Annotated in this window: 22 protein-coding genes and 2 tRNA genes; 11 read left to right on the forward strand and 13 right to left on the reverse strand. The window is 67.2% G+C overall.

Annotated elements, in window-relative coordinates; genetic code table 11:
* Positions 1 to 12: 12 nt before the first annotated feature.
* From YS110_18940 to YS110_18950, 3 genes are all read left to right on the forward strand, one after another.
* On the forward strand, positions 13 to 828 hold the full coding sequence (locus YS110_18940) for a redoxin domain-containing protein (GenBank protein ID UJB66695.1): 816 nt from the start codon (positions 13 to 15) through the stop codon (positions 826 to 828).
* Between the two features lie 109 nt (positions 829 to 937).
* The gene (locus tag YS110_18945; GenBank protein ID UJB66696.1) at positions 938 to 1,984 is read left to right on the forward strand and encodes a DUF1016 domain-containing protein; all 1,047 of its coding nucleotides are present in this window, start codon (positions 938 to 940) and stop codon (positions 1,982 to 1,984) included.
* Positions 1,985 to 2,058: 74 nt separating this feature from the next.
* On the forward strand, positions 2,059 to 3,363 hold the full coding sequence (locus tag YS110_18950) for an amino acid deaminase (GenBank protein ID UJB66697.1): 1,305 nt from the start codon (positions 2,059 to 2,061) through the stop codon (positions 3,361 to 3,363).
* A 202-nt stretch (positions 3,364 to 3,565) separates the two neighbouring features.
* On the opposite strand, the gene miaB is transcribed toward YS110_18950, so the two are convergent.
* The 8 genes from miaB to YS110_18990 all read right to left on the reverse strand — a co-directional run bounded on the left by miaB (position 3,566) and on the right by YS110_18990 (position 10,443).
* The gene (miaB, locus tag YS110_18955) at positions 3,566 to 4,903 is read right to left on the reverse strand and encodes a tRNA (N6-isopentenyl adenosine(37)-C2)-methylthiotransferase MiaB (protein UJB66698.1); all 1,338 of its coding nucleotides are present in this window, start codon (positions 4,901 to 4,903) and stop codon (positions 3,566 to 3,568) included.
* A gap of 86 nt (positions 4,904 to 4,989) precedes the next feature.
* Positions 4,990 to 5,066 (reverse strand) — tRNA-Met (locus YS110_18960).
* 26 nt (positions 5,067 to 5,092) lie between these two features.
* Positions 5,093 to 5,872 carry an enoyl-CoA hydratase gene (locus tag YS110_18965; GenBank protein UJB66699.1) on the reverse strand — a complete coding sequence of 260 codons (780 nt, stop codon included), beginning with the start codon at positions 5,870 to 5,872 and terminating at the stop codon, positions 5,093 to 5,095.
* A 36-nt stretch (positions 5,873 to 5,908) separates the two neighbouring features.
* Complete coding sequence (locus YS110_18970) at positions 5,909 to 6,301, reverse strand: DUF86 domain-containing protein (protein UJB66700.1); 393 nt, start codon at positions 6,299 to 6,301, stop codon at positions 5,909 to 5,911.
* On the reverse strand, positions 6,298 to 6,567 hold the full coding sequence (locus tag YS110_18975; GenBank protein UJB67517.1) for a nucleotidyltransferase family protein: 270 nt from the start codon (positions 6,565 to 6,567) through the stop codon (positions 6,298 to 6,300). The genes YS110_18970 and YS110_18975 overlap by 4 nt, the downstream gene beginning before the upstream one ends.
* A gap of 83 nt (positions 6,568 to 6,650) precedes the next feature.
* Positions 6,651 to 8,435: a M61 family metallopeptidase gene (locus YS110_18980; GenBank protein ID UJB66701.1), complete on the reverse strand. Its 1,785-nt coding sequence runs from the start codon at positions 8,433 to 8,435 to the stop codon at positions 6,651 to 6,653.
* Positions 8,436 to 8,529: 94 nt separating this feature from the next.
* Complete coding sequence (locus tag YS110_18985) at positions 8,530 to 9,288, reverse strand: DsbC family protein (GenBank protein UJB66702.1); 759 nt, start codon at positions 9,286 to 9,288, stop codon at positions 8,530 to 8,532.
* Positions 9,289 to 9,297: 9 nt separating this feature from the next.
* A complete protein-coding gene (locus YS110_18990) occupies positions 9,298 to 10,443 on the reverse strand; it encodes an FAD-dependent monooxygenase (GenBank protein UJB66703.1) in 1,146 nt (381 codons plus the stop codon).
* A 97-nt stretch (positions 10,444 to 10,540) separates the two neighbouring features.
* Here YS110_18990 and ychF point away from each other — a divergent pair, with 97 nt between their 5' ends.
* The 3 genes from ychF (at position 10,541) to greB (ending at position 12,502) form a co-directional block, all read left to right on the forward strand.
* A complete protein-coding gene (ychF, locus tag YS110_18995) occupies positions 10,541 to 11,635 on the forward strand; it encodes a redox-regulated ATPase YchF (protein UJB66704.1) in 1,095 nt (364 codons plus the stop codon).
* Positions 11,636 to 11,798: 163 nt separating this feature from the next.
* Positions 11,799 to 11,875, forward strand: a tRNA-Arg gene (locus tag YS110_19000).
* 60 nt (positions 11,876 to 11,935) lie between these two features.
* Positions 11,936 to 12,502, forward strand: coding sequence for a transcription elongation factor GreB (gene greB, locus YS110_19005; protein ID UJB66705.1), 567 nt, complete (start codon positions 11,936 to 11,938; stop codon positions 12,500 to 12,502).
* 3 nt (positions 12,503 to 12,505) lie between these two features.
* Here greB and YS110_19010 read toward each other — a convergent pair whose 3' ends face one another.
* The 4 genes from YS110_19010 to YS110_19025 form a co-directional block, all read right to left on the reverse strand.
* Positions 12,506 to 14,770 (reverse strand): bifunctional (p)ppGpp synthetase/guanosine-3',5'-bis(diphosphate) 3'-pyrophosphohydrolase, encoded by a 2,265-nt coding sequence (locus YS110_19010; protein UJB66706.1) that lies wholly within the window; start codon positions 14,768 to 14,770, stop codon positions 12,506 to 12,508.
* A gap of 99 nt (positions 14,771 to 14,869) precedes the next feature.
* Entirely contained in the window at positions 14,870 to 15,073 is a 204-nt protein-coding gene (locus tag YS110_19015; protein ID UJB66707.1) for a DNA-directed RNA polymerase subunit omega, read from the reverse strand.
* A gap of 18 nt (positions 15,074 to 15,091) precedes the next feature.
* Positions 15,092 to 15,712 carry a guanylate kinase gene (gene gmk, locus YS110_19020; GenBank protein ID UJB66708.1) on the reverse strand — a complete coding sequence of 207 codons (621 nt, stop codon included), beginning with the start codon at positions 15,710 to 15,712 and terminating at the stop codon, positions 15,092 to 15,094.
* A gap of 65 nt (positions 15,713 to 15,777) precedes the next feature.
* Positions 15,778 to 16,689 carry a YicC family protein gene (locus YS110_19025; GenBank protein ID UJB66709.1) on the reverse strand — a complete coding sequence of 304 codons (912 nt, stop codon included), beginning with the start codon at positions 16,687 to 16,689 and terminating at the stop codon, positions 15,778 to 15,780.
* Positions 16,690 to 16,767: 78 nt separating this feature from the next.
* Here YS110_19025 and YS110_19030 point away from each other — a divergent pair, with 78 nt between their 5' ends.
* The 5 genes from YS110_19030 (at position 16,768) to YS110_19050 (ending at position 21,401) form a co-directional block, all read left to right on the forward strand.
* Complete coding sequence (locus YS110_19030; GenBank protein UJB66710.1) at positions 16,768 to 17,790, forward strand: serine/threonine protein kinase; 1,023 nt, start codon at positions 16,768 to 16,770, stop codon at positions 17,788 to 17,790.
* Positions 17,787 to 18,692: a serine/threonine-protein phosphatase gene (locus YS110_19035; protein ID UJB66711.1), complete on the forward strand. Its 906-nt coding sequence runs from the start codon at positions 17,787 to 17,789 to the stop codon at positions 18,690 to 18,692. The genes YS110_19030 and YS110_19035 overlap by 4 nt, the downstream gene beginning before the upstream one ends.
* A gap of 41 nt (positions 18,693 to 18,733) precedes the next feature.
* Complete coding sequence (gene rph, locus YS110_19040) at positions 18,734 to 19,459, forward strand: ribonuclease PH (GenBank protein ID UJB66712.1); 726 nt, start codon at positions 18,734 to 18,736, stop codon at positions 19,457 to 19,459.
* Positions 19,460 to 19,504: 45 nt separating this feature from the next.
* Positions 19,505 to 20,110: an RdgB/HAM1 family non-canonical purine NTP pyrophosphatase gene (gene rdgB / locus YS110_19045; GenBank protein UJB66713.1), complete on the forward strand. Its 606-nt coding sequence runs from the start codon at positions 19,505 to 19,507 to the stop codon at positions 20,108 to 20,110.
* A 94-nt stretch (positions 20,111 to 20,204) separates the two neighbouring features.
* The gene (locus tag YS110_19050; protein UJB66714.1) at positions 20,205 to 21,401 is read left to right on the forward strand and encodes an oxygen-independent coproporphyrinogen III oxidase-like protein; all 1,197 of its coding nucleotides are present in this window, start codon (positions 20,205 to 20,207) and stop codon (positions 21,399 to 21,401) included.
* Between the two features lie 9 nt (positions 21,402 to 21,410).
* Here the strand turns inward: YS110_19050 and YS110_19055 are convergent, their stop codons facing one another.
* Positions 21,411 to 21,725, reverse strand: coding sequence for a proteinase inhibitor I78 (locus YS110_19055; GenBank protein UJB66715.1), 315 nt, complete (start codon positions 21,723 to 21,725; stop codon positions 21,411 to 21,413).
* Positions 21,726 to 21,746 lie beyond the last annotated feature (21 nt).

Consider the following 21,746-nt stretch of genomic DNA (forward strand, 5'->3'; position numbering starts at 1 on the left):
GCGCACGCGCCCATGGGCGACACCCTGCGCCTCGGCCCGCTGGCGCTGCCGTGGGGCACGCTGTTCCTGTTCGCGGGCTGGTGGCTGGGCACCTGGGCGCACGAGCGCCTGGCGCGCCGCCAGGGTCTTGCACCGGGCCCGCACGGCTGGCGGATCGGGCTGGCGGCGCTGTTCGCCGCGCGCCTGGGCTTCGTGCTGCAGTACCCCGCTGAATACGCCGCGGCCCCTTGGTCCGTACTCGACATCCGCGACGGCGGCTGGGCGCCCTGGTGGGGCCTGGCTGCCGCGCTGGCCTATGCGGCCGTGCTGGCCTGGCAGCGCAGCCCGTGGCGCCGCACCGTTGCCGTCGGGCTCGCGGCGGGCGCGGGGCTGTGGCTCGCGGGGCTGGCCGCGCAGCATTGGGGCGGTCCGGGCCCCGCGCCGCTGCCACGCTGGCAGGGCGTGGCGCTCGATGCCTCCACCGTCGCGCTGCCCGCCTTGCGCGGCCAGCCCGTGGTGGTGAACCTGTGGGCCACCTGGTGCCCGCCGTGCCGGCGCGAGATGCCCGTGCTGCGGCAGGCGCGCGCGCAGTACCCGCAGGTGCGCTTCCTGTGGATCGACCAGGGCGAGGCGCCCGACGTGGTGCAGCGCTTCGCCGCGCAGCAGGGCCTGCCGCCGGCCGACGTGCTGCTCGACCCGGCCTCCAGCCTGGGCGCACTGCTCGGGCGCAGCGCCTTGCCCACCACGCTGTTCTTCAACGCCGAGGGGACGCTGGTGGCGGTGCGCACGGGCGAGCTGTCGCCGGCATCGCTGGCGCACCATCTGGCGCAGATACTCCCAAAACCATAGCTGCCAGCGCTTGCCCACAAAGGGCTGGCGCCCGAAAAGACTTGTATCCTTACCACGGGCACAGGCGTGTCGGCCAGAATGGCTGCCTTTGGGGCAACGAAGGGGTGTGATGGGCAAGCACGCGGTCACGGCAGCGCCAGCCGGTTATGGCGACTTCCTGCACGAAGCCAAGGCGCAGATCCGCAAGCAGCGCTACTTGGCGCTGCGCGCCGCCAACAAGGAACTGCTGGTGCTGTACTGGTGGCTGGGCGAGGCCATCGCCCAGCGGCAGGCGCAGCAGGGCTGGGGCCGGGCGGTGGTGGAAACGCTGGCGCGCGACCTGCAGGCGGAGTTTCCGGGCAGCAGCGGGTTTTCGGCGCAGAACCTGTGGCTGATGCGCCAGTTCTTTGCGGAGTACAGCGGCAAGCCAAAACTCCAACCACTGGTTGGAGAAATCAGTTGGTCCAAGAACCTGCTCATCATGGCCCGCTGCAAGGACGACCTGGAGCGCGAGTTCTACCTGCGCGCCACGGCCCGCTTCGGCTGGACGAAAAGCGTGCTGCAGCACCAGCTCGACAACCAGACCTACCGCCAGTACCTGGCCGGGCAAACCAACTTCGACGCCGCCCTGCCGGACAGCGTGAAAGCCCAGGCGCTGCTGGCCGTCAAGGACCATTACACCTTCGACTTCCTGGGCCTGGCCGAGGCCCATTCCGAACGCGAACTGGAACAGGCGCTGGTGCGCAACCTGCGCGAGTTCCTGGTGGAAATGGGCACGGCCTTCACCTTCGTCGGCAACCAGTACCGGCTGGCGGTGGACGGCAAGGACTACTTCATCGACCTGCTGCTGTTCCACCGCCGCCTGCGCTGCCTGGTGGCCATCGAGCTGAAGGTGGGCGACTTCAAGCCCGAGCACAAGGGCCAGATCGAGTTCTACCTCGACCAGCTCGACCAGCACCACCGCATGGAGGGCGAGAACCCGCCCATCGGCATCGTCATCTGCCGCGGCAAGACCCGCACGGTGGTGGAGTACGCGCTGCGCAACATGCACCGCCCGCTCGGCATCGCCACCTACACCGTCACCCCGCAACTGCCCGCCAGCTTCGAGGGCGATCTGCCCAGCCCGCAGGAAATCGCCGCGCGCCTGCAGGCATGGGGTGCGCCGCAAGGCGAATGAGGGCGGCAACCGATCATGCCGCCGATAGATTCAAAAACCATAGCTGCCCGCGCTTGCTGCATAAGGCAAAACCCATGAAAAACCTTGAAACCCTCGCCGCCGGGCCGCTGCTCGACGCCTCGTACAAGGGCTACCCGCTGACCGCGCCGCCCTGCCGCCCCGGCGCGCTGGCGCAGCAGGGCTGGAACGTGCTCGCGGGCGACCTGCCGCTGCCGCTGGCCGTGCTCGACCGCGCGGCGCTGGCGCACAACCTGGCGTGGATGCAGGACTACGCCCGGCAGCGCGGCGTGCTGCTCGCGCCGCATGGCAAGACCACCATGTCGCCCGAACTGTTCGCGCGGCAGCTCGCCGCCGGGGCCTGGGGGCTGACGTTCGCCAGCGTCTGGCAGGCGCGCGTGGGCGTGGCGGCGGGCGCGCGGCGCATCGTCATCGCCAACCAGGTGCTGCAGGACGCCGACCTCGACGGGCTCGACGCCCTGCTGGCCGCGGTGGACGGGCTGCGCGTGTGGTTCCTGGTCGATTCGGCGGCGCAGCTGGCGCTCATCGAGGACTGGGCCGCGCGGCGCGGCAGCGCGCGCGTGTTCGACGTGCTGCTGGAGATGGGCATGCCCGGCCAGCGCACCGGCTGCCGCAGCGCCGAGGAAGCCCTGGCGCTGGCGCGGCGCCTGGCGGCCAGCCGCGTGGCGCGCCTGGGCGGCATCGAATGCTACGAGGGCCTGGCCGCGCGCTGCGACGACGCGCACGACGTGCCCGCCGTCACCGCCCTGGTGCGCAGCGCGGGCGCGGTGGCGCGCGGCTGCGACGCCGAGGGCTTGTGGGCACCGGGCGAGGCCGAGATCCTGCTGTCGGCCGGCGGCTCCGCCGTGTTCGACCTGGTGGTGCCGCTGCTGCGCCTGCAGGGCCTGTCGCGCCCGGTGGCGGGCGTGCTGCGCTCGGGCTGCTACGTGACGCACGACCACGGCAGCTACCAGCGCTTCGTGCGCCTGCTGGCGCGGCGCGAGGGGCTGGACGAAACCCTGCGCCCTGCGCTCACCGTGTGGGCCCAGGTGCAGTCGGTGCCCGAGCCGGGGCTGGCGCTGCTGGGCTGCGGGCGGCGCGACGTGTCGTTCGACATCGACATGCCGCTGCCCCTGCGCCGCGCCGCCGTGGGCGCGCGCGTGGCGCAGGCGGCGCCACAGGGCTGGCGCATCACGGCGCTCAACGACCAGCATGCCTACCTGCGCTTCAATCCTGAGGCGCCCGAGGGCGCCTGGCCGCGCGTGGGCGAGCGCGTGGAGCTGGGCATCTCGCACCCCTGCACCACCTTCGACAAGTGGCGCTGGATGCCGCTGGTGGAGGGCGACGGTACTGTCACCGGGGCCATCCACACCTGTTTTTAAGAGGGTGCCTGCGGCCCTTGGCGGCAGGGCAACGTCCCCCTCTTTTACAGCTGGGGATCTTTGTAAGAACCTCCGTGCACGCTTTCCTTCCGATTCGTGCAGAGAATTCCTGGCACCTTGCTGGAAAGGCCAGGACGTGCCCTGGGGTCGTAATGTTTAGTGCTTTTTGAGCTTGCAGGCCGCTTGCAGAAAGCGCTGGCAGCTATGGTTTTTGATCCTTCATGACCACCTCGCCGCGCAGCGTGTAGGTCATCGCCTCGGTGATCTTCACGTCGATCATCTGGCCGGTCAGGCGCGCATGGCCGGGGAAGTTGACCACGCGGTTGCATTCGGTGCGGCCCATCAGCTCGCCGTTTCCGCGCTTGCTTTCGCCTTCGACCAGCAGGCGCTGCACCGTGCCCACGCGCTCCAGGCTGATGTCCTTGATGTTCTGGTTGATGACCGCCTGCAGCGCCTGCAGGCGGCGCAGCTTCACGTCGTGCGGCGTGTCGTCGGGCAGGTTGGCGGCGGGGGTGCCGGGGCGCGGGCTGAAGATGAAGCTGAAGCTGTTGTCGAAGCGCACGTCGTGGATCAGCTTCATCATCTTCTGGAAGTCATCCTCGGTCTCGCCAGGGAAGCCGACGATGAAGTCGCTGCTCATCGCCATGTCGGGGCGGATGGCGCGCAGCTTGCGCACCGTGCTTTTGTATTCCATGGCGGTGTAGCCGCGTTTCATGGCCATGAGGATGCGGTCGCTGCCGTGCTGCACCGGCAGGTGCAGGTGGCTCACCAGCTTCGGAATCCTGGCGTAGGCCTCGATCAGCCGGGGCGTGAATTCGTTCGGGTGGCTGGTGGTGTAGCGGATGCGCTCGATGCCCGGAATCTCGGCCACGTATTCGAGCAGCAGGGCGAAGTCGGCCTTCTCGCTGGTCTCGCCCATCGCGCCCAGGTAGGCGTTGACGTTCTGGCCCAGCAGCGTGACCTCCTTCACGCCCTGGTCGGCCAGTCCGGCCACTTCCACCAGCACGTCCTCGAACGGGCGGCTCACCTCCTCGCCGCGCGTGTAGGGCACGACGCAGTAGCTGCAGTACTTGGAGCAGCCTTCCATGATCGAGACGAAGGCGCTGGCGCCCTCGACGCGCGCGGGCGGCAGGTGGTCGAACTTCTCGATCTCGGGGAACGAGATGTCCACCTGCGGTTTCGCCTTGGCGGCGCGCGCGTTCAGCAGCTCGGGCAGGCGATGCAGCGTCTGCGGGCCGAAAACCACATCGACGAAGGGCGCGCGCTTGATGATTTCCTCGCCCTCCTGGCTGGCCACGCAGCCGCCGACGCCGATGAGCACGCCTTTTTCCTTCAGGTGCTTGACGCGGCCGAGGTCGCTGAACACTTTCTCCTGCGCCTTCTCGCGCACCGAGCAGGTGTTGAACAGGATCAGGTCGGCGGCTTCCGGGTCGTCGGTGGGCTCGTAGCCCTGGGCGGCGCCGAGCACGTCGGCCATCTTGTCCGAGTCGTACTCGTTCATCTGGCAGCCGAAGGTTTTGATGAAGACTTTCTTGGTCATGGCGTGGGGCGAGGCAGACAGGCCCGGGCGCACGCGCGCCCATGTGAAAAACCCGCAGCATGTTGCCACGCTGCGGGTTTTATGTTTGGTGGTCGTAGGTGGACTTGAACCACCGACATCAGCATTATGAATGCTGCGCTCTAACCAACTGAGCTATACGACCGATAGAGCGAAATTATATGCCAGGAATCATTGGTTCGTAAAGTTCGCGGGGCGCTTGTTCACGAAGGCGTCCATGCCTTCCTTCTGGTCGGCCGTGGCGAACAGGCCGTGGAACAGGCGGCGCTCGAACATCAGGCCGTCGCTCAAGGACCCCTCGAAGGCGCGGTTCACGGTTTCCTTGGCGGCCATCACGGCGATCTGCGAGAAGCCGCTGATGGCGAGGGCGGCGCCCAGGGCTTCTTCCATCAGCTTGTCCAGCGGCACCACGCGGCTGACGAGGCCCGCGCGTTCGGCTTCGGTGGCGTCCATCATGCGGGCGGTGAGGGCCATGTCCATGGCCTTGGACTTGCCCACAGCGCGCGGCAGGCGCTGCGTGCCGCCGGCGCCGGGGATGACGCCGAGCTTGATCTCGGGCTGGCCGAACTTGGCGTTGTCGGCGGCGATGATGAAGTCGCACATCATCGCCAGCTCGCAGCCGCCGCCCAGGGCGAAGCCGCTCACGGCGGCGATGACGGGCTTGCGGATGGTGCGCAGGGTTTCCCAGTTGCGCGTGATGAAGTCGCCCTTGTACGCATCGGCGAAGCTGTACTTGGCCATGGCCGTGATGTCGGCGCCTGCGGCGAAGGCTTTCTCGCTGCCGGTGACGATGATGCAGCCGATCTTTTCATCGGCGTCGAACGCCTTGAGCGCCTCGCCCAGCTCGTTCATGAGCTGGTCGTTGAGCGCGTTGAGCTGCTTGGGACGGTTGAGCGTGATGACGCCGACTTTGTCGGCTTCGGTGCGCACGGCGATGCATTCGTAGGCCAAGGGGATCTCCAGGGTGGTTGTGGTTGAAGCGGTCAACTATAGCGAAGGCGGATGCCATGCCTGCAGGCAGCGCCGGACTTGGTGCGCCAGTGGCGGCACGTCTTGTTGCACCACGCCCCAGAGCAACCCGTAATCGATGTTTTCATAGCCGTGGCTGATCTTGGAGCGCAGGCCGTACCAGCCCTGGACGTCCAGCCCGGCATGCTGCGCATAGGCAGGGTCTGCGGCGTGGATGTTGTGCAGGGCCTGCCCGATGATTTCCAGCCTGCGCACCACGCTGTCGCGCACCAGGGTCAGTTGGAGGGTGGGGGCGCCTTCGCTGGCGAAGGTTTCCCGCGTGCAGGGCTGCAGATACGCCTGCAGCAATCCGGCGGAATCGAGGATGTCCTGCAGATAGGCCGGGATGCGTTCGGGGTGCGGGCGTGTCACAGGGCGACGGCTTCCCGCAGTACCTGGCCGCGCCAGGCGGGGGGCAGGCCGGGCGGGGTGTTCACGTCGAAGTTCAGGCCCAGCTCGTGCCGCAGTTGCTGTTCCATGCGCACGATGTCCATCAGGGTGGCGCCGGGCAAGGCATCGACCAGCAGATCGATGTCGCTGCCGCTGGCTTGCCGCCCTTGGGCCACGGAGCCGAACAGGCGCGGGTTGCCGCCCTTGTGCAGGGCTACGATGCGCCGGATCTGTTCCCTCTGGCGCATGACTTCGGTGTAGGTGCTCATGGCGCGGCTCCCGGGTGGATGGAATCAGGCGCCATTGTCACACCGCCCGGGGCGCTGCGGTGTCAGCCCGCCGCCAGCCACGCCTGGGCGCGCGCCGCGTCGGCCAGCTCCAGGCGCACGGTGTCGCCGGTGGCGCCGGGCGCGGGCAGGTCCAGCGGCAGGCGCAGTAGCCGCCCGTCGCGCGCCACCAGGGCCGTGGCCTGGCGCGCGGCGCCGGCGTACAGCGCCAGGTCGTCCAGGCGCTGCAGGCGCCAGGCCTGGCCGGCGGCCTCCAGGCCGAGCCATTCGTCGCCCGCCATGAAGCCGGCGCGCTCGGCGGCGCTGCCGCGCAGCACGGTCTTGATCTGCACGCTGTGGTTTTCCTGCACGCGCAGGCCCAGGCGCTGGGCGGGCTGCGCTGGCTCGGCCTTCAGCGCCACGCCTTGGGCGGCGAGCAGCTCGGCCAGGGGCAGCTCGGCGGTGCCGTGCACCCATTGGGCGATCTCGCCGTGCCAGTCGCGGCCGGTGAGGGCCTGCAGCACGGCGAGCAGGTCGGCCTCGGCCATGGGGCCGCCGGCGCAGCGCTGCCACAGGGCGCGCATCACGGCATCGAGCGTGGCGCCGCCCTCGCGGCGCAGGGCGAGGTCGAGGCACAGCGCCACCAGCGCGCCCTTGGTGTAGTAGCTCACGGTGGCGTTGGGGGTGTTTTCGTCCTGGCGGTAGTACTTGATCCAGGCGTCGAAGCTGGCCTGGGCCACGCTCTGCACCTGGCGGCCCGGGGTTTGCAGCACCTGGGTGCAGGCTTTGCCGAGCAGCTTGAGGTAGGCCGCGTCGTCGATCAGGTCGGCGCGGCGCAGCAGCAGGTCGTCGTAGTAGCTGGTGAAGCCCTCGAAGAACCACAGCAGCTCGGTGTAGTTCTCGCGCGTGTAGTCGTACTGCGCGAACTCGCGCGGGCGCAGGCGCTTGACGTTCCAGGTGTGGAAGTACTCGTGGCTGATGAGACCGAGCAGTTGGGTGTAGCCGTCGCTGGCCTTGGCGTCGCCAGGACCTTCGGTTTTGCGTGGCAGATCGCGGCGGCCGCAGATCAGCGCGGTGGAGTTGCGGTGCTCCAGGCCGCCGTAGCCCTCGTGCACGGTGTTGAGCAGGAACAGGTAGCTCTTGAACGGCGGCTTGCCCCGGGGGTGCCAGAAGCGGATGGCGGCCTCGCAGACCTTGCGCGTGTCGGCCAGCAGCCGCGCGCCGTCGAACGAGGGCGCGGCGCCCGCGACGACGAAGCGGTGCGGCACGCCGCAGGCGGTGAAGCTGGCGCTCCAGAAGGCGCCCATTTCCACCGGGCAGTCGGCCAGTTCGTCGTAGTCGGCGGCGCGGTAGCGGCCAAAGCCGCGTGCGTCCACTTTCAAGGGGAAAAGGCCGGTAGCGCAATGCCAGAGCGCGCTACCAGCTCTCTTTTTGGGAGCGACGATGTCGATCTCGCACGGCAGCGCGGTCTGGCCCGCCACCTGCAGGCACAGGCTGGTGGCGTTGAAGAAGCCGCGCGCGGCGTCGAGCCAGGCGGTGCGTACCGAGGCGTCGTAGGCGCACACCTCGTAGCTCAGCACCAGCGGCTGGCCCGGCTGGCAATCGGCGCGCCAGCGGTCTTTGGCCAGTTGCACCAGCGCCACCGGCTGGCGGCCCTGGCGGGCGTTCAGGCGTTGCAGGTTCTTGGCGAATTCGCGCACCAGGTAGCTGCCGGGAATCCAGGCGGGCAGGGCCACTTCTTGCATGGCGGCGGGCTGCGCCACGGTGAGCGTGACGTGGAACAGGTGGGCGTGCAGGTCGGCCGCTTCCACCCGGTAGTGGACGGCGGCGCGGGCGTGGGCAGGGGGCATGGCGGGTGCTGCAAAAAAGAGAGCTGTCAGCGCAGGCTGGATAAGCGCTGGGGCCTGAAAAGGCCCCATGTTCGTCAGTGCGTTGCGCGCGAGGTCAGTTCGCCGTGGTGGCGCTGGCCGCCTCGGCCAGGCGCTTTTCCACGTCCGGCGCGCCGATGGCGCCGGGCACGCGCGTGCCGTTGGCGAAGATCAGCGTGGGCGTGCCGGTGATCTTGTGCTTCTTGCCCAGCGCCAGGTTGCGTTGCAGCGCGGCGGTGTCGCAGCTCGCGTTGTCCGGGGTCTTGTCGCGCTGCATGTAGTCGTTCCAGGCGGCGGCGCGATCCTTGGCGCACCAGATGTTGCGCGACTTCTCGGCCGAGTCGGGGCTCAGGATGGGGTAGAGGAACAGGTAGACCGTGACGTTGTTGACGTTGCGCATCTCGCGCTCGAAGCGCTTGCAGTAGCCGCAGTTCGGGTCTTCGAACACGGCGATTTTGCGCGAGCCGTCGCCCCGCACCAGGGTGAAGGCGTCCTTGAACGGCAGGTCCTCGAACTTGACGGCCGTGAGCTGGTTGATGCGGTCCTCGGTCAGGTTGCGCCGCGCCTTGGTGTCGATCAGCTCGCCCTGGATCACGTAGCTGCCCTTGGCGTCGGTGTAGAACAGGTCGGTGCCCACGCGCACCTCGAACAGGCCGGGCATGGGGGTGGCGCGCACCTCGTCGATCTTGGCCAGCTGCGGAATGCGCTCGCCCAGGGTCTTGCGGATGACGGATTCATCGGCCTGGGCGCCCAGGCCCAGCAGGGCCAGCGTGGCGCCCGCGCACAGTGCGGGCAGCGCGCGGAGGGGGGATCGTTTCAGTTTCTTGGCAGTCATGTTCATTCTTCAGTGCGTCGTTCCCATGGCCTGGCGGGCCGTCCATTCCTTGAGCAGCCCGCTGCGCTCGAAGCCCTTCAGGCCCCAGTTGCGCAGCGCCTGCAGCGGTGCCTCGCGGCGCGCGAACAGCTGCTGCAGCCCGTCCATGGCCAGGCCCATGGGCAGCAGCGCCGCCTTACGCTCGCGCTCGTAGCGGCGCAGCAGCCGCAAGTCGGCAATGCTGCGCCAGTCGCGTTCCATCAGGGTGCGTGCCAGCGCCTGAACGTCGGCCAGCCCCAGGTTCAGGCCCTGGCCTGCCAGCGGGTGCACGTTGTGCGCCGCGTCGCCGGCCAGCACCCAACTGTGCGTGCCCGATGTACTGCCCGCGTGCTGGCTGCCGCACCAGTGGTTGGCCCGGGCTTGCTGCAGCGGCCAGGCCGCGCGGCGGCTGGCCAGTTCGAGCGCGCCCAGCGCGTCCTGGCTGGCTTCCTGCACACGCAGGGCAAAGGCTTCGGGTTCCAGCGCCAGCAGTTGCGGCGCCTGCTCCTGGGGGACAGACCAGACGATGGCGACGGAGTTCCCTTGCTCCCCGCCCAGCGGCAAGAAAGCCAGGATGCCGCCGTCGGCCTGGAACCACTGGCGCGCCACCTGGCCGTGCGGCAGCGTGCAGTGCAGCCGCGCGGCAATGGCCTGCTGCCCGTACGGGGTGGTGGCGAATTCCACGCCGAACTCATCGCGCGTGCGGCTGGCGCGGCCCTCGCACACCGCGGTGAGCGAGGCTGGCACGGGGCTGGACACCAGCTCCACCTGCGGCTGGTAGCGCACGGCTTCGGCCAGGCGGGCCTCCAGCGCGGGGACATCGACGATCCAGGCCAGCGCATCCACATGCTGTGCCGCGGCATCGAAATGCACACTGCCGTCCTGGTCGCCCTGGATCTCCATGCGTGCCACCGGGGTGGCGTGGCGGACGTCGGGCCAGGCGCGCAGGGACTGCAGCAGCCCGCGCGATACGGCATTGAGGGCGTAGGCCCGCACGTCTTCGTGCGGCTCGGCCGACGAGGGAGCGTCGCCCGGGCCGACCAGCGCCACGCGCAGGCGGTCGCGGGCCAGGAGCAGGGCGAGCGTGCGGCCCACGATGCCACTGCCGCGGATACATACATCAAAGGTTTGCGCCATGCCGGGCATTGTAGGAGGGCGCCAGGCCCGCCCGGTGCGCTGGAGGCGGGGCACGTAAAATGGCGGGTTTGTCTCCCCCCTACCAGAAAGCCACGCCATGAGCCTGAAATGCGGCATCGTGGGCCTGCCCAATGTGGGCAAGTCCACTCTCTTCAACGCCCTCACCAAGGCGGGCATTGCCGCCGAGAACTATCCCTTCTGCACCATCGAGCCCAACACCGGCGTGGTCGAGGTGCCCGACCCGCGCCTGGCGGCGCTGTCCGAGGTCGTCCAGCCCGAGCGCGTGGTGCCGGCGATCGTCGAGTTCGTGGACATTGCCGGCCTGGTGGCTGGCGCCTCCAAGGGCGAAGGCCTGGGCAACCAGTTCCTGGCCCACATCCGCGAGACGGACGCCATCGTCAACGTGGTGCGCTGCTTCGAGGACCCGAACGTGATCCACGTGGCGGGCAAGGTCGATCCTATCGCCGACATCGAGGTCATCCAGACCGAGCTGTGCCTGGCCGACCTGGCCACCGTCGAGAAGGCGCTTAACCGCTACAGCAAGGCTGCCAAGAGCGGCAATGACAAGGAAGCGGCCAAGCTGGTGCAGCTCCTCACGCCCATCCAGGCCGCGCTCGACGAAGGCAAGCCCGCGCGCACCATCGAAGTGAGCAAGGAGGACGCGCCGCTGCTCAAGCAGTTCTGCCTTATTACCGCCAAGCCCGCGATGTTCGTTGGCAACGTGGCCGAGGACGGCTTCGAGAGCAACCCGCTGCTAGACCGCCTGAAGGACTATGCCGCCGCGCAGAACGCGCCCGTGGTGGCCATCTGCGCCAAGATCGAGGCCGAAATGGCCGAGATGAGCGACGACGACCGCGCCATGTTCCTGGAGGAAATGGGCCTGGAGGAACCGGGCCTGAACCGCCTGATCCGCGCGGGCTATGATCTGCTGGGCTTGCAGACCTACTTCACTGCGGGCGTCAAGGAAGTGCGCGCCTGGACCATCCACAAGGGCGATACCGCGCCGCAGGCAGCAGGCGTGATCCACGGCGACTTCGAGCGTGGCTTCATCCGCGCGCAGACGATTTCGTTCGACGACTTCATCCAGTACAAGGGCGAGCAGGGTGCCAAGGACGCGGGCAAGATGCGCGCCGAGGGTAAGGAGTACGTCGTCAAGGATGGGGACGTGATGAACTTCCTGTTCAACGTCTGAATCTGCTGCGCCTGCCCTCTCGTCTGCGCATGCATTTCATGCTTTCTTTGCGGCAGGGAAAAATGCATTACAATCAGCGCTTCGCTTAGTTTTCTTCCTTGGAAGAAGGCGCTGTAAAAGAAGTTTTTAGAGAGTAAAAATTTCTGCTACAATGAAAAGCTTAGCGGCTGTAGCTCAGCTGGATAGAGTACTTGGCTACGAACCAAGGGGTCGTGGGTTCGATTCCTGCCAGCCGCACCAAACGGTAAGCCCTGGAACTGCAAAGTTCCAGGGCTTTTTCGTTTTTGTGAAAATTTCACCATGAGCAAGGCTTTCACAAAAGAAACGGACAACGATGAGGAGGAGCTGGGGCCTGCGCCGATTCCTCCTGGTGGCAAGAACTACATCACCCCTCAGGGCTATGCCCGCCTGCGGGGGGAGTTGTTGGAGTTGATCGATGTCGAACGGCCCAAGATGGTCGAGGTAGTGCATTGGGCAGCCAGCAATGGAGACCGCTCCGAAAACGGTGACTACCTCTACGGGAAGAAGCGCTTGCGCGAGATCGACAGGCGCATTCGCTTCCTGACCAAGCGCCTGGAGATTGCCGAGGTGGTCGATCCGGCGTTGCACGCGGGGCGTGACCAGATCTTCTTTGGCGCCACCGTCACCTATTTGGAGGATGGCGAAACCGAGCGTGAGGTGACGATCCTGGGCATTGATGAAGCGGATAGCGCGCAAGGGCAGATCAGCTGGATTTCTCCGGTGGCACGCGCGCTCCTGAAGGCGCGCGAAGGAGATGAAGTGCAGTTGCCGACGCCGGGCGGATTGCGCGTCCTTGAGATCGTGGCGGTGCGCTACCCTGCCAAGGAGGGAGCGCCCAGGGGCTGAGGCTCACTGAGGCAGGATGCGTTCTGCGCGAAGGACGGCTTGCGTGCGGCGCAGGTTCTTCAGTGCGTTCTCCAGGTGGGCCTGGTCGCGGGTCACGACGATGAAGCGCAAGTCCACGGTGTCCATGGCCGTCTCGTCATCCATGTCCACATGCACGATGTCGGCCTCGGATGTGGCTAGTTCCGAGGCTATGCGTGCGAGAACGCCCTTGCCGTTGCGTACCGTCACCTTGATGCCTGTTTCAAATGCCCGTGTCGGGTCTTCGCTCCAGTCGACAGCGATGAACCGCTCGCTGTCCTTGTGCTGCAGCCGTTTGGCCACATTGCATTCCGTTCGGTGCACCACCAGGCCTTCCCCACGTCCGAGGTATCCGACAATGGTGTCGCCTGGCACGGGGCGGCAGCAGGATGCATATTTGACCGAAGCGTTTTCGCTTCCATCCAGGGTCACCGCGCCTTGCGAAAGGTTCTCGTGGGAGGTGTAACGCTCCTTGGTCATCAATACGGCATTCGGGCGATGGCCATGCTCGCTGAGCAACACCATGAGCCGCTTGGCGACAATGCTTGCAATTCGCTTGCCCAGGCCGATATCGGTCATGAGTTCTGTGCGCGTGCGATTGCCTGTGAAGCGCAGCAGCTTGTCCCATAGAGGCTGGTGGTCTGCTTCGCTACCGGGCAATTGGTCCATGCCTTCTGCGCGAAGCGCCTGGGCCAGCAACTTCTCGCCCAGGGTCGCGGATTCGCTTTGCGCCATGGTTTTCAGGTAGTGGCGAATCTTGGAGCGCGCGCGGCCCGTGCGAACGAATCCCAGCCATGCGGGGTTGGGGGTGGATTCTGGTGCGGTGATTACTTCAACCACATCGCCGTTGTTGAGCTCGGTGCGCAACGGAACCGGCTCGTTGTTGATACGTGCGGCGGTGGTGCGGTCTCCGACATTGCTGTGGATGGCATAGGCAAAGTCCACCACGGTCGCGCCGCGCGGCAGCGCCATGATCTGGCTCTTGGGCGTGAATACATACACTGCGTCGGGAAACAGGTCGACCTTGACGTGGTCCCAAAACTCGGCGGCATCGCGTGTCTCGTTCTGGATATCCAGCAGCGATTGCAGCCATTTGGTGCCGAGCCGCTCGGCGGCGCCGCTGCCCGTGTCCTGGGCCTTGTACAGCCAATGGGCCGCCACGCCGGCCTCGGCGACGACGTGCATTTCCTCGGTGCGCATCTGGAACTCAATGTTGATGCCGGAGGGGCCTACCAATGTCGTGTGCAGCGATTGGTAGCCATTGAGTTTGGCGATCGCAATATGGTCCTTGAACTTGCCGGGAACCGGTTTGTACATCTGGTGCAGCACGCCTAGCGCGGTGTAGCAGTCGGTGACCGTGGGTACGATGACACGGAAGCCGTAGATGTCCGTTACCTGGGCAAAGCTCAGGTGCTTGAGCTTCATCTTCTGGTAAATGGCGTACAGGGTCTTTTCTCGCCCTGCCAAGCGAACCTTCATGCCTAGCTTTGCAAAGGCGGTATCGACTTCACCTTGCACTTTCTGAATCAGGTCGCGTCGCCGGTTGCGCGATTTGCTGACTGCCTTGGTGAGCGTGGCATAGCGCCACGGGTGGAGGTGGCGGAAGGCGAGGTCCTGCAGTTCGCGGTAGGTTTGGTTGAGGCCCAGCCGGTGCGCGATGGGGGCATAGATGTCCAGGGTTTCCGAGGAAATGCGCGCCCATTTGCTGCGTGGCATATCCGACAGCGTGCGCATGTTGTGCGAGCGGTCGGCGAGCTTGACGAGGATGACCCGCACGTCGCGTGCCATGGCCAGGAGCATCTTGCGAAACGACTCGGCCTGATTCTCTTCCCGCGTATTGAACTGCAGCTTGTCGAGTTTTGTGAGTCCGTCAACAAGCTCTGCCACCGGCGCGCCAAAACGGTCGATCAGATCCGATTTGGTGACGCCGCAGTCCTCCATGGCGTCGTGCAGCAGTGCGGCCATCAGGGCTTGGGCATCCAGCTTCCAGCTTGCGCACTGTGCTGCCACCGCGATGGGGTGGGTGATATAGGGTTCGCCGCTGTTGCGCAGTTGTCCCAAATGGGCCGCGTCGGCGTAGCGGTAAGCCTGCCGCACCTGCTCGATGCTGGCGGCGTCGAGATAGCCCAGGTTTTCCGTCAGTGCGGCGAAGCTCGCTGCAGCCGCGTTGGCGGCTGCAACGGTGGGGCCTGCCGGGGTGTGGCTTGGGTCGGGACGGGAGAGGGAGGCTGGAGGCATGGCCGCGTTCATAGGCTTAATGTAGCGCGGAGAGAGGCGGTTAGGGCCGGGGCAAAAAAAAGCACCGCTTGGCGGTGCTTTTCCACAAGGGAGCGTGGTGTGCGGCGGGTGTCAGCCGGGAACCTTCTTGAGCATCTCCAGGCCGACCTTGCCTTGGGCAATCTCGCGCAGGGCGGTCACGGCGGGCTTGTTGCGGCTTTCGATCTTGGGGGCGTGGCCTTGGCTGAGCATGCGCGCACGGTACGTGGCAGCCAGCACGAGCTGGAAGCGGTTGGGGATCTGCTGCAGGCAGTCTTCAACGGTGATGCGTGCCATGGGAAATACTCCAGAGAATCAGGTGATATTGAGCGACTCGAACGTGCTGGCACGGGCGCGGCGCTGGGCCGCGTACTTGAGGCGCTGGGCGTGCACGATGGCCTTCAGGTCGAAGAGCGCACGCTCGAACATTTCGTTGATTATAACGAAGTCGAACTTCTCCACCTGGGCCATCTCATGCGCTGCGTTGCGCAGGCGCCGTTCAATGACTTCGGCCGAATCTTCGCCCCGCCGCTCCAGCCGGGAACGCAATTCTTCCCAGCTCGGCGGAAGGATGAACACCAGAACGGCATTGGCAAACGCCTGCTTGATCTGCAGGGCGCCCTGGAAATCAATCTCCAGCACGATGTCCGCGCCCTGGGAGATGCGTTCCTCGATGGCTTTTTTCGAGGTTCCGTAGCGATTGCCATGCACATTGGCCCACTCCACGAAGGCGTTGCCCGACACCATGGTGTCGAACTCCTGCTCGGAAGCGAAAAAGTACTCCCGCCCGTGCTTCTCCTGGCCTCGGGGCGCGCGCGTGGTGTGCGAGATGGAGCGGTGGGCTTGCGAGTCCAGTTCGAGCAGGGCCTTGACCAGCGTGGATTTGCCCGCCCCGCTGGGGGCCGAGACGACGAACAGATTTCCAGGGTAGTCCATGCTGCCCTTACTCCAATGGCCAAAACGGAATTATCCCAGATCGGCAGCGCCCGCCAGCCTGGGCTTCACTCGATGTTCTGCACCTGCTCGCGCATCTGCTCGATCAGCACCTTCATGTCCACGCTGATGTGCGTGAGGTCGAGCGCTGCCGATTTCGAGCCCAGCGTATTCGCTTCGCGGTGCAGTTCCTGAATCAGGAAGTCCAGGCGCTTGCCGATTTCCCCGCCTTTTTCCAGCAGGCGCTCGATCTCGTCGAGGTGGGACTGCAGGCGCGTGATTTCCTCGGCCACGTCGATGCGGATGGCGAAGGCCGTGGCTTCGGTGAGGGCGCGGTCCTGGGCCGCTTCCGGCGCCACGGCGCCATCGGCCAGGGCCATGGCGTCCTTCCAGCGCTCCATGAAGCGCTGGCGCTGCTGCTCCACGAGCCGGGGCACCAGCGGCGTGGCCTGGCTGGCGAGCGCGCGCAGTTGCGCCACGCGATCCTGCAGCATGGCGGCCAGGCGCTGGCCCTCGCGCTCGCGTGCTGCGATCAATTCGCCCAGGGCCTGCTCGGCGAGCTGCGGGGCGATGCCGCTCCAGTCCTGGTCCGAGCCGGCGCTGGCGTTGGCGCACAGGCGCAGGGCGTCGGCCACGCTCAGCGGTGCGGCCTGGGGCAGCCAGGCCTGCACGGTGTCCTGCAGTCCGTTCAGGCGCTGCAGCAACTGGGGCGAGGGGGCGGGCAGGGCGCCGCCGCCTTCGCTTTCGATGGCGGCGCGCAGTTCCACCTTGCCGCGCTTGAGCCGCGTGGTCAGCAATGTGCGCAACTGCGGCTCCAGCGCCCGCAGTTCGTCGGGAAGGCGCAGCGTGAGGTCGAGGAAGCGGCTGTTGACGGAGCGGATTTCCAGTCCCAGCCGGTGTGCCGCCGCAGGCGCCTGGGCGCCTTCCGCGCTGGTGCCATGCTGGGCACTGGCGTACCCGGTCATGCTGTAAACTGGCATAGGACTTTCCGATGGTTGCTTGCGATCCGGCGATTATCCGGGTTCCACTCCCCCGCCCGAGGTCTCTTCGCAGAAAGTATGTCGTCGCCCAAGATCAAGCCCGCACCTTTGCCTCCCGACACCCTGATTGGTGGCTATCGCGTGGTACGCCGGCTGGCGGCCGGGGGGTTTGGCGTGGTGTACCTGGCGGTGGATGGCGAGGGCCAGCAAGTGGCCATCAAGGAGTACCTGCCCGCCTCGCTGGCCACGCGGGCGCCAGGCGAGCTGACGCCCAAGGTGCCGCCGGAAAAGCTCTCGCTCTACCGCCTGGGCCTCAAGAGTTTCTTTGAGGAAGGCCGCTCGCTCGCGCAGATCTCGCACGCCTCGGTGGTGAGCGTGCTCAACTTCTTCCGCGAGAACGAAACCGTCTACATGGTGATGAACTACCTGGAGGGCGCGTCCCTGCAGGACTTCATCATCACCGCGCGCGACCTCAAGACGCAGAAGGTGTTCCGCGAATCCACCATCCGCTCGCTGTTCGACGAGGTGCTGCGCGGCCTGCGCATCGTGCACCAGCACAAGATGCTGCACCTCGACATCAAGCCGGCCAACATCTTCGTCACCGACGACAACCGTGCCGTGATGATCGACTTCGGCGCGGCGCGCGAGGTGCTGTCCAAAGAGGGCAACTTCATCCGCCCGATGTACACCCCCGGCTTCGCCGCGCCCGAGATGTACCGGCGCGACGCCTCGATGGGCCCGTGGACCGACATCTACGCCATCGGCGCCTGCATCTATGCCTGCATGCAGGGCTTTCCGCCCAACGAGGCGCCGCAGCGCACCGAGAAAGACCGCCTGTCGCTGGCGCTGACCAAGCTGCGCGGCGTGTACTCCGATAACCTGATCGAGGTGGTCGAGTGGTGCATGGCGCTTGATCCGCTGTCGCGCCCGCAATCCGTGTTCGCCTTGCAGAAAGAGCTTTCGCGCGAGGGCGAGCGCCGCTACACCAAACTCACGGTGGCTGAAAAAATGCGCCTGCAGCTCGACACCCTGGTCTCCGACGCCAAGAAGAACGTGCAAAAACTCGGCGAGGCCACCGATCTCGGTGTGAAGCCGAAATGAAGTTCTCCGTATTCCAGGTCAGCCGCCGCGGCGGCCGCGAGAAGAACGAAGACCGCATGGGCTACTGCTACACGCGCGAGTCGGGCCTGTTCGCGCTGGCCGACGGCATGGGCGGGCACCCGCAGGGCGAGGTGGCGGCCCAGATCGCGCTGCAGACCATCTCCGCGATGTTCCAGCGCATGGCCAAGCCCAAGCTCGACGACGTGCGCGAGTTCCTCTCCGAGGCCTTGCTGGCGGCGCACCACCAGATCCTGCGCCACGCCATCGACAAGGGCATGCTCGACACGCCGCGCACCACGCTGGTGGCCGCCGTGGTGCAGGACGGGCGCGCGCAGTGGATCCACTGCGGCGACTCGCGCCTGTACATGGTGCGCGACGGCGCGCTGCTTTCGCGCACGCGCGACCACTCGTACCTGGAGCTGCGCAACATGGCCATCACCCCCGGCCTGGAGCGCGTCAACCGCAACGTGCTGTTCACCTGCCTGGGCTCGCCGTCCAAGCCCATCTTCGACATCACCGGCCCGGTGACGCTGGAGCAGGGCGACCGCATCCTGCTGTGCTCCGACGGCCTGTGGGGCAGCCTGGACGACGAAACCATCACGCGCGAGCTGGGCCGCCAGGCCGTGGCCCAGGCCGTGCCCGACCTGGTGGAAGACGCGCTGCGCAAGGCCGGCAGCACCAGCGACAACGTCACCGTCGTCGCCATGGAGTGGGAGACGCCCGACGCCTTCGAGTCCACCCAGGGCATTTCCACCGAGGGCATCGACGACGACGCCTTCGAGTCCACCATCCAGTCGGGGCCGCTCGATGCGCTGGTCGACGACCTCGACGACGCGGCCATCGAGCGCTCCATCGCCGAGATCAACGAAGCCATCCGCCGCTCCGCTGCAAAAAAAGCATGAGCGCGCAGCGCGCCACGCACACCTGAAAAGGAATCTTCTCCATGACGTTTGAACGCAGCGGCCAGCGCGCCGCCGACCAGTTGCGCGCCGTGCGCATCACGCGCGGCTACACCATCCATGCCGAGGGCTCGGTGCTCATCGAGTTCGGCAACACGAAAGTGCTGTGCACCGCCTCGGTCGAGGAAAAGGTGCCGCCGCACAAGCGCGGCAGCGGCGAGGGCTGGGTCACGGCCGAGTACGGCATGCTGCCGCGCTCCACCCACACGCGCAGCGACCGCGAGGCCGCGCGCGGCAAGCAGAGCGGGCGCACGCAGGAGATCCAGCGCCTCATCGGGCGCAGCCTGCGCGCGGTGTTCGACCTCCGGCTGCTCGGCGAGCGTACCATCCAGCTCGACTGCGACGTCATCCAGGCCGACGGCGGCACGCGCACGGCGGCCATCACCGGCGCCTTCGTGGCCGCGCAGGATGCGGTGAACGGCCTGCTCGCGGCGGGCAAGCTGGCCGCCTCGCCCATCACGGCGCCCGTGGCCGCGATCTCGGTCGGCATCGTGCAAGGCACGCCGCTGCTCGACCTGGAGTACGTCGAGGACGTGGACTGCGACACCGACATGAACGTGGTGATGACCGGCGCCGGCCACTACGTGGAAGTCCAGGGCACGGCCGAGGGCGTGGCCTTCACGCGCGCCGAAATGGACCAACTGCTGGCGCTGGCCGAAAAAGGCATTGGCGAACTGGTGGCGCTGCAGCGCCAGGCACTCTCGAACTGATAGCTGCCAGCGCTTGATGGACGGGCGCTGGAGCCCGATTTGACTATGAAAATCGTTTTGGCATCGAACAACCGCGGCAAGCTCGCCGAGCTGCAGGCCATGCTGGCGCCGCTGGGCGTGGAGCTGGTGCGCCAGGCCGACCTGGGTGTGGGCGAGGCCGAGGAGCCGCACTGCACCTTCGTCGAGAACGCGCTGGCCAAGGCGCGCTTCGCCGCCGAACACACCGGCCTGCCCGCGCTGGCCGACGACGCGGGCCTGTGCGTGCATGCCTTCGGCGGCCTGCCGGGCGTGCAGACGGCCTACTACGCCACCCAGTTCGGCTACGACAAGGGCGACGACACCAATGTGCGCGCGCTGCTGGAGCAGATGCAGGGCATCGCCGACCGGCGCGCCGCCATGGTCAGCACGCTGGTGGCCGTGCGCGGCCCGCAAGACCCAGAGCCGCTCATCGCCGTGGGCCGCGTCAAGGGCGAGATCGCGCCCGAGCGCCGCGGCAGCGGGGGCTTCGGCTTCGACCCGGTGATGTTCATCCCCGAATTCGGCAAGACCTTCGCCGAACTGCCCGCCGAGGTGAAGAACGCGCACAGCCACCGTGGCCGCGCCGCGCAGCAGATGCTGGCGCTGATGCGCGAACATTGGCTATCAAAATGAGAGCTTCCAGCGCTTGCCTGTCGGGCCATTGCGATGGTTTTGATATGAAAAACCTTGCTGGACAAGCGCTGGCAGCTATCGTTTCAAGAGCGCAATGACCTCTCCCCGCGACATCCAGCACTACATGCGCCCCGGCCTGCTGCAGCTTGCCAGCCTGCCGCCGCTGTCGCTGTACGTGCACCTGCCCTGGTGCCTGCGCAAGTGTCCGTACTGCGACTTCAACTCGCACGAAATGAAGGTGGGCGAGCTGCCCGAGCAGCGCTACATCGGCGCGCTGGTGGCCGACCTCGAAGCCGCGCTGCCGCTGGTGTGGGGCCGCACCGTGCACAGCATCTTCATCGGCGGCGGCACGCCCAGCCTGTTCTCGCCCGGCGGCATCGACCGGCTGCTGTCCGACATCCGCGCGCGCCTGCGCGTCGAGGCCGACTGCGAGATCACGCTGGAGGCCAACCCCGGCACGTTCGAGAAGGAGCGCTTTCGCGCCTTCCGCGCCGCCGGGGTGACGCGCCTGTCGATCGGCGTGCAGAGCTTCGACGACGGGCACCTGAAAGCCCTGGGCCGCGTGCACGACCGCGCGCAGGCGCTGGCCGCCGTGCAGGAGGCGGCGCAGGCGTTCGAGACCTTCAACCTCGACATCATGTACGCGCTGCCGGGCCAGACCCTGGCCGGCCTGGAGCGCGACCTGGAGACGGCGCTGGCCTTCGCGCCGCCGCACCTGTCGGTCTACCACCTCACCATCGAGCCCAACACCTGGTTCGCCAAGCACCCGCCCGCGCTGCCCGAGGGCGACGACGCCTACGCCATGCTCGACCGCATCACCGAGATGACGGCCGCCGCGGGCCTGGCGCGCTACGAAGTCTCGGCCTACGCGCGCAAGGGCCACCAGTGCGTGCACAACGGCAACTACTGGCAGTTCGGCGACTACCTCGGCATCGGCGCCGGGGCGCACAGCAAGCTCAGCTTCGCGCACCGCGTCGTGCGCCAGGTGCGCTACCGCGAGCCGCGCCTGTACATGGACAACGCCCTGGCGGGCCGCGCCGTGGCGCAGGACGAAGACGTGCGCCGCGCCGACCTGCCGTTCGAGTACATGCTCAACGCCCTGCGCCTGCGCGAAGGCTTTGCGCTGCAGGACTTCTGCGAGCGCACGGGCCTGCCGGTGACGGCCATCGCGCGCGGCCTGGAAGAGGCAGAGCGCAAGGGCCTGGTCGTGCGCGACATGGGCCACGTGCGCCCCACGGAGCGCGGCTTCGACTTCCTGAGCGACCTGCAGGCGCTGTTCCTGGCCGATTAAGGCCCGCAGTCAGCCGCAGCGCGCGGCGACGATGCGGCCCTGCGCATCGACCTCCAGGTTCAGCCGCTCGGCGTCGAACTCCTTGGTCACGGCCTGCCCCGGCCGCAGGATGCGCGCCATCAGCGCGCCCGAGCGCTGGCGCGCCTGCTCCATCACCGGCGCCGTGGCCTGCTGGCCCACCACCGTTTGCGCCGGCCCCGCGCTGCAGGCGCCGCCTTGCGGCTGCCAGACCGGCGAGGCGTGCGGGCGCGGGCTGCTGCAGCCGGCCAGCAGGGCCAGGCCGGCCAGGGTGGAAAGCATCAGGAAAGCGGGGGGCTGGCGCATGGCGGGGACTCCGGTGGTGGT

The sequence above is a fragment of the Acidovorax sp. YS12 genome, assembly GCA_021496925.1.
Classification (GTDB): domain Bacteria; phylum Pseudomonadota; class Gammaproteobacteria; order Burkholderiales; family Burkholderiaceae_C; genus Paenacidovorax.